The following is a 12697-nucleotide window of genomic DNA, read 5'->3' as shown; positions in this document are numbered from 1 at the left end:
TTCTTTTGAAGGGATAGGTTTTATTTTTTTACATGAGCCAAAAGACGAGTTCGCCCAATCCAATAGGAAAAATTTTAGGTCAATTTTCAGCGAGTCATTCTACTGCTGTAAACAAGCTCATCCATTATATTACTATTCCTCTTGTCAGTTTTTCGGTATTAGCGCTTGTTTGGGCTATCCCTTTTCCTTCGCTTTCTTTTTTGGGACGGTATAATGGGTTTATTAATTGGGCATCGATCCTGATCGGGTTTGCGGTTTATTATTATTACAGGGTGTCTCCTTTATTATCTTATGGGATATTAATAATGATTTTTGCTTTTTCAGGGCTCATTGTTTCTTTGGAGAAATTCCATATTCAGGGAGGCGGTCCACAAATGCATATTATTCCTCTATTGATTTTGCTACCTGCGCTTTTGGCTCAGGTTGCTGGTCATCGTTCAGAAAGGGCTATCCCTTCTGCTTCATCGAGTATCCGATCGTTAATGGATGGCCCACTGTGGGTTATGAATGCTCTTTTTAGAAGATTAAGGATAATAAAATAGCGGGTAACATTAAGTTAACATTTAAGTGATGTATTGTTGATGGGTTGTTAACCTCATGTTAACACTGTGGTAATACTTTTGTGGTTAGTTAAACGACGCAAAAGTGAAAAACTATTTTATTTTAAAGATTACAGGATTACTTATATTCTTAACGCTTCACCTATTTACAGTTTCAGCACAGTCTGTTGGAAAAATAACTGGTAAAGTAACTGATAAAAAAACGGGTGAAACATTAATAGGATTAACTGTAAAAGTACAAGGAGCTGTTAAAGCAACCTCTACCGATGTGGAAGGCCGCTATACCATATCCGGACTTGCAGCTGGGAAATACACATTGGTTTTCTCTTATGTAGGATTTTCTACTAAAAATGTATCTGACATTATAGTAAGAGAATCTCAGGTAACTAACGCAGATATTGTGATGGAAGAAGCAGAGGGAGGACAGAGCCTATCTGAGGTAGTTATTACTGCTACTGCAAGACAAGAGAGTGTTGGTGCGTTATATGCGATACAAAAAGCCAGTGTCCGGGTTTCTGATGGTATCTCTGCTGAACAGATTCGAAGATCGCCTGACAGGAATACCAGTGATGTATTGAAAAGAGTGAGTGGCGCGAGTATTCAGGACAATAAATTTATTATCATCCGTGGATTGAGTGACCGATATAACACTACATTATTGAACAATGCTCCTTTGCCAAGTTCAGAGCCAGATAGAAAGGCATTCTCCTTTGATATTATTCCAGCAAATCTAGTTGATCAAATCGTTATTAATAAAACGGCAGCTGCGGATCTTCCTGGAGATTTCGCTGGTGGTGTGATTCAGATCAAGACACGCGATTTTCCAGAGAAAAAAATTATTAGCTTAAATTATAGTACAACTTACAATACAGAATCAACTTTCAAAGATTTTAAGGGAAGTGAAAGAGGAAAGTACGATTTTCTGGGCTTTGACGATGGAACAAGAAAATTACCATCTTCGTTTCCTTCTAACCGGACAAATTATACGAATTCATCGATAGACCAAAGAGTTGCATATTCAAAGGCTTTTAAGAATACATGGGCTGTTCAAGACCTTGGCCAGGCACTACCAAATCAAAGTTTTCAATTTACGTACGGTAATTCTTATCAGAAAGAGAATAATAATAAGTTTGGGTTCATCGCTGCTTTAACATACCGTGATGGAATGAATATAACGGATCAAACCAGAGCAGATATCGAAACTGTTGGTGATGAATCCTTTAATTTTCAGGATGACGTATATAGGCATAGTGTGAATATAGGTGGATTAGCCAATTTCGCTTATGCTTTTAAGAATTCAAAAATTGCTTTTAAGAATATTTATAATCGTGTATTCGAAGACTCCTATACAGACAGAACTGGTTTTGCATTGGAAGAACCTAATCAAGAAAATATAAATTCTCAATTCCAATTGTTAGAGAAATCACTTTTAAGTTCTATACTAGAAGGAGAGCATTCATTTGAAAATAAAAGTAAATTAGACTGGAGCACCTCCTTTAGCTCAAGTAGTCAGGATCAGCCGGATTTGCGAAGAATTTATTATTCAAGACCAGTAGGCTCGACTGATCCTATAAAGGCAAGTGTCAGTAGTGGATCAGCAAGTACAAAAAACGCAGGTCGTTTTTATTCGGAGCTTCAGGATTATATATATGCTGGAACGGTCAATTATACAAAACCTTTTAAGTTCAAGGACCTAAGCCATACCATTAAAGTTGGATTATGGTCTCAATACAGAACCCGTGATTTCAGTGCTAGAGAACTAGGATATGCTAGGGCTCAGCCAAATCAAGAAAGTGAAGACTATCTATCCCTCCCTCAGGGTGAGATATTTTCGTCTCCATATATTAGTAGTACGGGGTTTATATTCGATGAGATATCGAATCCAGGAAATTTTTATGATGCTAATGTATTTTTGAATGCAGGATACATGATGTTAACGAATGAGTTATCATCAAAATTGAAGTTTAATTGGGGGCTAAGAGTTGAATCTTATCAGGAAAAATTAAACTCTAGGAATTTGCAGGGTACTGCTGTACATGTAGATAATAATTACTTAGACCTGTTACCTTCTGCAAATTTGATCTATAGTTTGAATGATCAAACTAATTTGCGTGCTAGTTACTCCAATACAGTAGGGCGCGCCGAGTTTAGAGAATTGGCTGCATTTCCATTCTATGATTTCGAAAGTGGCAATGTTATAATAGGAAGTAATACTTTAAAAAGATCAAGAATAAATAACTATGATCTCCGTTTTGAACATTTCTCCCCGGGAGGCCAGATTATATCCTTTACTACTTTTTACAAGCAATTTAAAAATCCTATTGAACAAGTATTTCAGGAAGGTTCTGTAGCTGCAAGTAAAACTGCAACGTATAAAAATGCAACGAAATCTACTTTATTTGGGGTAGAAATGGAACTTAGGCAGAAGCTAAGTTTTATAGCTCAGACTGATTTTCTTTCTAATCTTTCTGTTTATACTAACCTGGCATTTATGAAATCGGATGTAACGCTTGAGGGAGATGATTTTGACAATGTAAATTCTAGTCGTGCACTTCAGGGACAATCGCCTTATGTAATTAATTCAGGTTTTCAATATAACGATAACAAATGGGGCTTTAATGTATTGTATAACCGAATAGGCAGACGTATTAACATAGTAGGCTTCGGATCATACATAAACGATGTCTTCCAATCTGATTACCCTGATATTTATGAAAATCCACGTGATGTGATTGACTTACAGGTTTCCCGTAGATTGTTTAATAGTCGTGCTGAGATAAAATTCAATTTTGGCGATATTCTTAATCAGGAGTCTATCCTTTACCAGGATACAAATAATGATAAGAAATATAATAAAGGAGTGGATCAATCCAATAGAAGCATTAAGTACGGATCTAATTATATGTTGTCCCTGGGATATAATTTTTAATTAACAATTACTTAATACTGTCTTTAATCTAAGGCAATATTGGGACGATATTTTTACAAAGTAATACAAATACAGAAAAAGATGAAAAAATTAAATTTTCTTGCAATAGCAATGTTGTGTCTAGCGACAATTGTTACTTCATGTAGCAGTGATGATAGTGATGAGCCTATTGTTTTAGCTCCGGAAACCCTTACGGGTAATATTACAACTACTACTAACTTGACAGCAGATAAAGTTTGGATCTTGAGTGGTACAGTAAGAGTGATGGATGGTGGTGTTCTTAATATAGCAGCTGGTACTACAATTAGAGGAGACAAAGCATCTAAAGCAGCTTTAATTATTGAAAGAGGTGGAAAAATTAACGCTATTGGTACAGCAAATGCGCCTATAGTATTTACATCTAACCAAGCAGTAAATACACGTGGTATTGGAGATTGGGCCGGTGTGGTTATTTGTGGTAAAGGAATTATAAATCAAGCTGGTGGAACATCACAATATGAAGGTGGTATTTTAGGAGCAGATGTGGCTAATTACGGTGGTACTGATGCTGCTGATAATTCAGGAACAATGAAATATGTTCGTATTGAATATGCAGGTATTGCTTATGCTGCTGATAAAGAAATTAACAGCTTAACTTTAGCAGCTGTTGGATCTGGAACTACTTTAGAAAATATTCAGGTTTCTTATGGTGGTGATGATGGTTTTGAGTTTTTTGGTGGCTCTGTGAATGCTAAGAATCTAATAGCTTACAGATGTACTGATGATGATTTTGATTTTGAGTACGGATATTCTGGTCACATACAATATGCAGTGTCTATTAAAGATCCATTAATCTTTGATAACTCTTCTAGTGGTGCATCAAACGGTATTGAGTGTGACAATGGAAGTACTGAAGTAGTAACTCCGGTTAATAAACCGTTACTATCTAACTTTACTTTTATTGGTCCAGGTGTTGGTGCAAATGCAAAACACAATTCAGGTGTACTTTTCAGAAAAGGTACAGCATTTGTATTGCGTAATTCAATCATAGTTGATCATTTGAAAGCTGGTTTTGAATTGACTACTTCAGTAGCAAGTGACCGTTTAGCTACTGGTGAATCAGATTTTAAAAACAATCTTGTTTTTGGAAATGAAATGCCTTACAAGGTAAGTGGTACACTTGGAACTACCTTTACTACAGCAGCTATTCTTACTGCATTTGCAACTAATTCAACAAATGCAAATGTGACTTTAGCTAATACAGCTGCAGCTGGAATTACAAGTACAATTCTTACTGCTCCTAACTTGCTTTTGACTTCTACATCTCCTGCTAAAACAGGTGCAAGTTTTACAGGATTAACAGGATTTGATGTTGTAACTTATCGTGGTGCGATGAATACAACTGACTGGTCAACTGGTTGGGCTAGCTGGACTCCAGGAACTAATGTTTACTAAGATTTTTTAGAAAAAATCATTTACTTAAATGGACCTATCTGTATTTCTATACGGATAGGTCCATTTTTTATTTATAAATAGTTTCTTTCGAGACTAATTATGTTTAAAAAAAATGTTTCTCGATAAAGGGCTATTGCTTTATGGGTCATTAGATAGTTTATTCTTGCACAAATTTTTAAGATGAGTTATCAATTAACGTAATTCGAATAAACTAAATTTTTTATGAAAAGTTAGAAACTTATCTTAATCGTAAGCCTTTACCCCTTTTTTTATTCTTCTTGCTCAGAGAATAATGATTGCAATATTGATAAATATTAGCTAACTGCATGTGAGAAATACGTTGAATTTAAACTAAATTTTATAACAAAGCGGATATTAGGGATTCATTTACTGTAATTAAAAAATAGTTTCTTGTGTTTTCTTTAACCAGAGTAAAACATTGAATATTGTGACGTAGTGGATGAGTTATTAATAAAGGCGCCATTAGAGAGTCGTTCGTTTTCATTGAATAAACAAAATATCCAAGATGGAAGTATTGTATTTCATAATTCTTGTGCTTGCAGTAATTTGGTTCCTATGATATTATTGACGGCTTAATTAAAGGTGTAAAAGAAGAATATGGAAAATGGATGTTTAACACTAATTGTATCAATAGGTACTGTAGATGATATACCTATTGATACAATTAGTGTTAAACAAAATTTTACTGAAGCTTTCTATTGCAAAATAACCTAAACTTTTTATCCCTTCGGGTTGATATATACAATCACTTTGTAGAACACCTGTGGATCGATAGTAAATTGGAGGTAAGTTTTACCTAAAAATAAATTGTTGTCCATTATGCAATTCATAACATTAAGCTTAGGTTCTAAAGAATATCTATTTGTCTGAGGGCATATAAGCCCAACGTTACCAATCCATTTATAAAATTAAACTCAACGTTCGGCATCTTGAAGTGAATCAGGTGAATCTTCTGCTTTCTATTGATAGACTTTATGGCTGTTAGTTTGTTGCATAATAGCTACTTTATATTCTAAGCTTTGCTTGATCTTTCTACTCATAAAAAGGACCTCATAAGTGCCTACCTTTTGTCGGCATTGCATACTTGTTTCTGATGACTTAGAGTGGTAAAAATTTCCCGCCTTATAATTTCATTATCCAATATTTTAATACGGTTTAGCGTATGTGATCATTTAAATAATTGTGTTTATTGGTTGGAAAACACGAATTTGCGTCGGGTTTGCTTGCTCATCTCTTTAGTTTAATTAAGAATTTTTTAATTAAACTAATGGCCCTGATTTAGGGGAGTGTTATAGTTATCAAAGTTTTTTACGACATAAATACAACTAAGGTTAAGCATCCGAAGTGTTGATAAAAAAATTAAGTATAACAACACAGTGTAAGGTATATTAAGTATTATTGACGCACTAAATTATTAAAAAAAATGAAAAAAAAATTTAAAGTAGCGCAGGCCATCAGATGGCTTTTTCCCATTGTAATAACAGTTATGACTTTAAGTTGTAAACGAGAAGATGTAAACCCTGAGGGTGATCAATCTCCAAAGGATCTCAAAGTTGAGTTGTTAGTAAATTATCTAAGTGATTTGACCGGAACCGATGCTGCAGCCATATCTTATAATGCAGTTACTCAAATGTATCAAATAAATGGGGTAGACCAAATAAGTAGAGAAAAGCTAGAGGAGCTTTCTGAAAATCATCCAGTCCTTCATTATAAAAATGGTGTGCCTGTATCAAATAAATAATACCTTTCCCATTTAATATTGAATAAAAAAATGAAAAATATCTTCTTAATATTCGGCTTTATTTTAAGCTTCCTTTTCACTGATAAAGTTAGTGCGCAAACTATCGGCTTTTCGGGGCCGACAACAGACGTAGCGTCTGGAACAAGATTTGTTTTTACCGCGACAGGTGAAACTGCAAGGAAATTCATTGGAACTGTTCCTAGAAATCCGGACGCCACTGTTAACAACTCGCTTGAATCTGGTGTACAATGCTGGCTGTATACCACCAATTATTTTAATGAAAATCATGTAGGGGGGCAATTTACTTATACATTAACAAACACTAATTCAGTAGCTAAAACTGTGGTGCTGAAATTTCTATTGACCATGTCGATATATGATGCGAAAGGAAATTTATCAAATGTACTTTCTGAATGGAAGTACGTTACAGTGACGATTAATCCTGCGCCTGCGACTCCTCAATCGGTGCCTATTTATCTTGTTCAAGGAGGCGTATATAATTCTGAAACTTATTTGTCAACCGATGGATCAACGTCAGGCGGTTGGTCAAATAGAGGGATTGCATTTAAAGCTTACAACCAACCATGGGTTTCGCTCGGTATAATCCCAATTTATGAATTTACTGGTAAAGCATTCGATTCAGATGGAACTCCAGGACTCCAAGGTGTAGTTCGGCATTATTCACGTTCAAATCAACTTCCAACTGTTCCGTTGTATAATGCAGGAAGTCTCTGGGATACAACACCACCGAAAGTTGCTTTCTACGCCTATGCAACTCAAGTACCAGGTACTGTTCCCTTATATAGATATAGCTATGACGATACTTCTAAAAATATGTTTACCTATTCTGCTACAGGAGACGTTGCAAGTTCGTTTATACAAAACGAGATCGTATGCTATGTATATCCAAACCAATAAGAATATAGTATTTTATTAGCTTGTTATTTTATTTTAAAAGAACAGCTAATAAAATACTCGTACTGGCAAGTATCGGCTCAGATCGTCATTTTGTTTATGCGGGCTTAGGCAATACTTAGTCTCCTTGTAAAAAATGTACTGTGTATGGGAAGCTTCCGACAGTACCACAAGCTTGAAGCGGTAGATCTTTTAGATTTGGTTTCGTATAATTTTTTCACGTTGTCAGGTAAAGGAAAATGTAGGCGCTATGCATTGAGGGTGTATCATAAATTATGATCACCCTCTTTTTGTGGTCCAGGCATGGCGATCAGCTATAGGGAGGAAGTCCCGAACCCACTTTGCAGTAGAAGGGTTAGCCAGGAGTAAGGGTGTCGCGGGCGGCTGCGAATCTGAAGGAAGCTGGCGGCAAATATGTGGGCTTACGAACAGAAACACTATATAAGGCGGGATGATGTGGGTGATGTTGCACAACAAACAAAAACCCGATACTGCACAAAACATCAACACGTAAATACAGAGGCCACATCCTTAGAAAGCGGATTGTCTTACCCTGGGAGTCTGCTTTCGTAAGATTGTCAAAAAACTTATAAATGGTACCGTCAATACGGCTCATCTTAGTTTTCAATAGCAACTTTTGAAGATTATGATAAACTACTTTTTATCCCTGAGAACAGGCATGATGACCCAAAGCAGAACGAGAAAAGTTTTTAGCGGCAGGACTCTACAGGGATGCTGTTAAAGCGGGATACGATGCTTACTTCAGCAAGATGGATGACATGGTCAACATGTTCAAGACAAAAGAATATTTAAAAACGCAGCAGAATGAATATAAAAGGCTTCTCAAAGCTAATCTGATTGTGATTGATGACATCATGCTATTCGCCCTGGAAAAGAATATGGCTGTAGCTTTCTTTAACTTTATTAACCAGATCTATGAATCTACATCAATTGTGATCACGACAAATAAAAAACCTAAAGATTGGAGTAAACAACTTGATGATGAGGTTATTGCTACTGCGCTGCTCGACCGGTTGCTCTAGCATTGCATAAGTTTTTCCACTTACAGTACTGCATAGAACTCAAAACCTTAATCACTACCTTTCTAAGAAACTAACTTTTCCAAAACGGTACCACTTCCTACTGAATAAGATGAAAAAGCATCGTGTTCTTTATTGTTTGTAGTAATGATCTGACCGGCATACTCAACTCTCGCGTATTTTAATGAACCACCATTATGAGCAGTATTAGAACCACCATAAGTCAATGGCTGACGATCTTCAGATACAGCAGTTTGAAGAGCAGCAGTCGCTGAATTTAAGACTGGCGCATCACCATACATGATGACACCACCTCTTTCTATTTAAGTGCCTTCTTTTTTATCATAAACCATGCTTTCCATATATATTGAGGTATACTATAGCAAATACACCTAGCTCTAGCAACTATAATTATGACTATACGAGTATGTGGAATGGGCGATAAAATACATATGGAATTCATCTAATATATTCAATAAGAATTCTAGCATATCTTAAATGTTTGATTGCTTTATAGATTAACATTTGTTTTTACTAAATTTCAGAAGTGAAATAATATCAAATAATAAATTTTCACCGACCCTTTACCGCTGTTTACCGAGTTTTCGTTATGTTCAGCCTAATAGCTGTTGCCGGGATGCCTGCATCGGTATATATTTGATAAAAAGAATAACAAATGGAAAACTCAAATCCCATATATAATAAAAGACAAGGTTCCGGGAAAAAGTGGGCTGGACTAATTTTCTTGTTCATAGGTGTTGTACTTCTGGTAAGATCACTTGGCGTGCTCATACCCGATTGGCTAACGAGCTGGCCAATGATTTTGATTGCAGTTGGTATTTTTACTGGTAACCGTCAAAATTATCGAAATCCAACTTCTGTCATATTAATTGTAATAGGAGTGGTCTTCTTGGTAGCCAGGATTATCCCTGGAGTAGATCTGGGTAACTTTGTATTTCCTGTGTTGGTTATGGCAATTGGTCTTTATCTGATTTTAGGTAAAAAGAAGTTTAGCAAGCAATTTTTAAACAAAGATATAAAAGTAGTGAAAGACCCTATTGTATGGGATAAACGTGTTCCTACAGAGGAGGATGGTGAGCCTATTATACTTGAAAAAGAAACGGGGGAATCGTCTTCTGATCAGAAGGAACAACATACTGGGGGAGCAGAGGACTATCTGGATACGGTATCTATCTTTGGAGGTATCAAAAAGAACATTGTTTCTAAGAATTTTTTAGGTGGTGAAATCGTTACGATAATGGGTGGGGCAGAAATCAATCTTACTCAGGCCGATATAAATGGTACTATTGTGATTGATATTACCCAGGTATTTGGTGGAACTAAATTGATTGTTCCTCCGCAATGGAAAGTTTCTTCTGATCTGGCTGCTATTTTTGGCGGGATAGAGGATAAACGGCCTTTGGTACAGTCTATCAATTTGGCCGACAATAAGGTTCTTATATTGAGGGGAACTTCGATATTTGGAGGAATTGATATTCGAAGCTATTAATTTGTAATTGTGTCAGTATCCTTATTCTCATCAACGCGCATTATTTCTTATATCGGGGCAGCCTGGTTGGTGTGGATTTCTATGCATGCGGCTTCCCTTTACATGTTGGGCTTCAACCTTGAAGTATCCGTTACAGATGCATTAATCAGTAACGTGCTCTTGCTGCTCGCTTCTCTGGTTGTAAGTAATACCTTGAGGTTTTATCAACCAGGAAAAGCACAATACCTGAATGTGGTGGCATGGTGTGTATTGCTAACCGGTATGTGGCTGTTTCTTTCCAGATGGACGCTTTTGTATATGCTACACGGTGAAGCTTTTTATGCCAGGGTGTTGAACACATCCTTATTGGTGAGAGGCAGTATAGGTTTTCTGCTGATTTGTGGAACGGCACTGATTAGTATGTTATGGTACACGCAACAAGAGCAGAAAGCAAATGAGAAAAGAAAACAGGATGCCGAAAAGCTGGCCAGAGAGGCTGAGCTTTTTAATCTCAGACAGCAGCTTCAACCTCATTTTTTGTTTAATAGTTTGAATTCGATCAGTGCTTTGATTGGTCGCCGTCCTGAAGAGGCCCGTACAATGATTTATCAGCTTTCTGATTTTCTACGCGGTACTTTACGCAAAGTAGAAAATGAAGTGGTTTCGCTGGAAGAGGAGTTTCAGCATCTGCAGTTGTATCTGGATATTGAAAAGGTGCGTTTTGGTCATCGTTTAAATACAGAGATCGTGCTGGAAGATAATTGTGGAAAATTAGTTTTGCCCGCTATGTTGCTTCAGCCGCTTGTTGAGAATGCAATTAAATTTGGTTTATATGACACTACCGGACAGGTAACCATCAGTATAGAAGCGCGTTGTGTTGATCGTTATTTGGTGATAGTGATACGTAACCCTTATGATGTACATACAGTAAGGCCTAAAAGCGGTACTGGCTTTGGAATTACAGGAATAAAAAGAAGACTTTATTTGCTCTTTGCACGTACTGATTTACTTGAAACACAAGGAGAAAATGATATTTTTACAACAACAGTAAAAATTCCGCAACTATGACAAGGGCAATTTTAATAGATGACGAACCATTAGCAAGAGAAGTGGTAAAGGAATATTTGGAAGACTACCCGGATATTGAAGTGGTTGCTGAATGTAATGATGGTTTCGAGGGCGTTAAGGCCATTGGCTTGTTTCAACCTGATCTTATATTCCTGGACATTCAAATGCCTAAAATAACCGGTTTTGAAATGCTTGAGCTTGTTGATCCTCGTCCGGCTGTTATATTTACATCTGCTTTTGATGAGTATGCGATCAAGGCTTTCGAAACGCATGCGGTCGATTATTTGCTGAAGCCTTTTGCCAAAGTCAGGTTTAAACAAGCGGTTGATAAATGGTTAGAAAAGCAACATCTGGAAGAAACGAAGCTGCATGTGCAGTCTTTACTGGATAATAGTGTCGCTTCGCCAATTTATAATGAACGTATTGTAGTCAAAGCAGGAAGTACGATTAAGATCATCCCGGCAAGTGATATCATATTTCTGGAAGCGTATGATGATTATGTAAAGATAAATACACCGGACGGTACTTTTTTAAAGAATAAAACCATGCAATTTTTTGAGAATAATCTGGATGAAAGGCAGTTTGTGAGGGTCCATCGTTCGTTTATCGTGCAGGTTTCTCATATCACAGGATTGGTTCCTTATGAAAAGGATGCGTATAAAGTGATCTTAAAGTCGGGGGATAAACTGCCGGTAAGTAAGACTGGTTATGTGAAATTAAAAAAGCTTCTGCAAATCTAATTCCCTTTAAAACTTCAGCTTATTTTATGTATTGAATGTTTCGGGTTGAAGTTTTGACTTATTTTCTAAAATCAGTCGTACTCACAATTACAGAAGAATCGACCTTTCACGGAATGACATCTTTATGATTGTTCTATCAATAAGCAATGAATCGACTGATTTGTTGATTTGTAAATTTAAGTGTATCCGCCTGAAAAACGTTTCCTTCATCATCAAGTTCTTTACTGATGAGAGGGATGTGAATTTTTAAAGGCAGCACTTCCATATTTAGATAGTGACAAATACCTGTGAAATGGTCAATACCCCTGATATTACCATATTTGCCTGTTGAGATACCTACGAGGCATGCTTTTTTGCCGCTAAAGCTATCAGGGAAAGTGCAGGCGTCAATCATGATCTTTAGGATGCCAGGGAAACTTCCGTTATATTCTGGAATGATGAAGATAAACTTCTGAGTGTTGGTGATAATCTGCTGGAAGGGCTCGAAGCTTTTGGGTTTTATCTTACTGTACATATCCGCGTGAATGATATCTTCCGGCAACTTTTCCAAAGATAAAATGGAGGCCTCCTGTCCCATTTGTTTCATCACTTTTTGGTAATATAGAGCGGTTTTGAGGCTATAGCTGTTTATACGGTTCGTGCTGGCAATAATAGTGATCATCTTTCGGTAATATGTTTAAAACGAGATACTAGCCTATCTTATTAAATTGTTTAAAGTTCGTATCTTAGGCGATTGATAAGAAAACGAGACAAAGGGCAA

The 12697-nt window shown here is 36.5% G+C and carries 11 protein-coding genes and 1 pseudogene; 9 read left to right on the top strand and 3 right to left on the bottom strand.

The features are described 5' to 3' along the window. Positions 1–32 precede the first annotated feature (32 nt). The 5 genes from BFL47_RS02195 (at position 33) to BFL47_RS02175 (ending at position 7603) form a co-directional block, all read left to right on the top strand. Positions 33–542 (top strand): Mpo1-like protein, encoded by a 510-nt coding sequence (locus tag BFL47_RS02195; RefSeq protein ID WP_069658158.1) that lies wholly within the window; start codon positions 33–35, stop codon positions 540–542. A 103-nt stretch (positions 543–645) separates the two neighbouring features. Beyond that, complete coding sequence (locus tag BFL47_RS02190; protein ID WP_069658157.1) at positions 646–3489, top strand: TonB-dependent receptor; 2844 nt, start codon at positions 646–648, stop codon at positions 3487–3489. Positions 3490–3570: 81 nt separating this feature from the next. After that, positions 3571–4923 carry a hypothetical protein gene (locus BFL47_RS02185; protein ID WP_069658156.1) on the top strand — a complete coding sequence of 451 codons (1353 nt, stop codon included), beginning with the start codon at positions 3571–3573 and terminating at the stop codon, positions 4921–4923. 1444 nt (positions 4924–6367) lie between these two features. Further along, a complete protein-coding gene (locus tag BFL47_RS02180) occupies positions 6368–6685 on the top strand; it encodes a hypothetical protein (RefSeq protein WP_069658155.1) in 318 nt (105 codons plus the stop codon). A gap of 30 nt (positions 6686–6715) precedes the next feature. After that, on the top strand, positions 6716–7603 hold the full coding sequence (locus BFL47_RS02175) for a hypothetical protein (protein WP_069658154.1): 888 nt from the start codon (positions 6716–6718) through the stop codon (positions 7601–7603). A gap of 352 nt (positions 7604–7955) precedes the next feature. On the opposite strand, the gene BFL47_RS19685 is transcribed toward BFL47_RS02175, so the two are convergent. Continuing rightward, positions 7956–8216 carry a hypothetical protein gene (locus BFL47_RS19685; protein WP_170827248.1) on the bottom strand — a complete coding sequence of 87 codons (261 nt, stop codon included), beginning with the start codon at positions 8214–8216 and terminating at the stop codon, positions 7956–7958. A 151-nt stretch (positions 8217–8367) separates the two neighbouring features. Between BFL47_RS19685 and BFL47_RS02170 the strand changes: the two are divergent. Then, positions 8368–8643 (top strand): annotated as a pseudogene (locus BFL47_RS02170) (ATP-binding protein); the annotation flags it as partial. Between the two features lie 62 nt (positions 8644–8705). Here BFL47_RS02170 and BFL47_RS02165 read toward each other — a convergent pair. After that, positions 8706–8942, bottom strand: a complete 237-nt coding sequence (locus tag BFL47_RS02165) for a hypothetical protein (RefSeq protein ID WP_069658153.1) — start codon at positions 8940–8942, stop codon at positions 8706–8708. A gap of 374 nt (positions 8943–9316) precedes the next feature. On the opposite strand from BFL47_RS02165, the gene BFL47_RS02160 reads away from it, so the two are divergent. Genes BFL47_RS02160 through BFL47_RS02150 form a run of 3 tightly spaced genes read left to right on the top strand, consistent with a single transcriptional unit; the run spans position 9317 to position 11937 of the window. Further along, on the top strand, positions 9317–10150 hold the full coding sequence (locus tag BFL47_RS02160; RefSeq protein WP_069658152.1) for a LiaF transmembrane domain-containing protein: 834 nt from the start codon (positions 9317–9319) through the stop codon (positions 10148–10150). 9 nt (positions 10151–10159) lie between these two features. Next, a complete protein-coding gene (locus tag BFL47_RS02155; protein WP_245681275.1) occupies positions 10160–11197 on the top strand; it encodes a sensor histidine kinase in 1038 nt (345 codons plus the stop codon). After that, entirely contained in the window at positions 11194–11937 is a 744-nt protein-coding gene (locus tag BFL47_RS02150; protein WP_069658151.1) for a LytR/AlgR family response regulator transcription factor, read from the top strand. Before BFL47_RS02155 ends, BFL47_RS02150 begins: the two co-directional genes overlap by 4 nt. 136 nt (positions 11938–12073) lie before the next feature. On the opposite strand, the gene BFL47_RS02145 is transcribed toward BFL47_RS02150, so the two are convergent. Continuing rightward, complete coding sequence (locus tag BFL47_RS02145) at positions 12074–12598, bottom strand: NADPH-dependent FMN reductase (protein ID WP_069658150.1); 525 nt, start codon at positions 12596–12598, stop codon at positions 12074–12076. Between the last annotated feature and the right edge of the window lie 99 nt (positions 12599–12697).

Source organism: Arcticibacter eurypsychrophilus (assembly GCF_001730525.1).
GTDB classification, from domain to species: domain Bacteria; phylum Bacteroidota; class Bacteroidia; order Sphingobacteriales; family Sphingobacteriaceae; genus Arcticibacter; species Arcticibacter eurypsychrophilus.
Note: the sequence above shows the minus strand (reverse complement) of the source record. Positions and strands in the feature narration are given on the sequence as shown.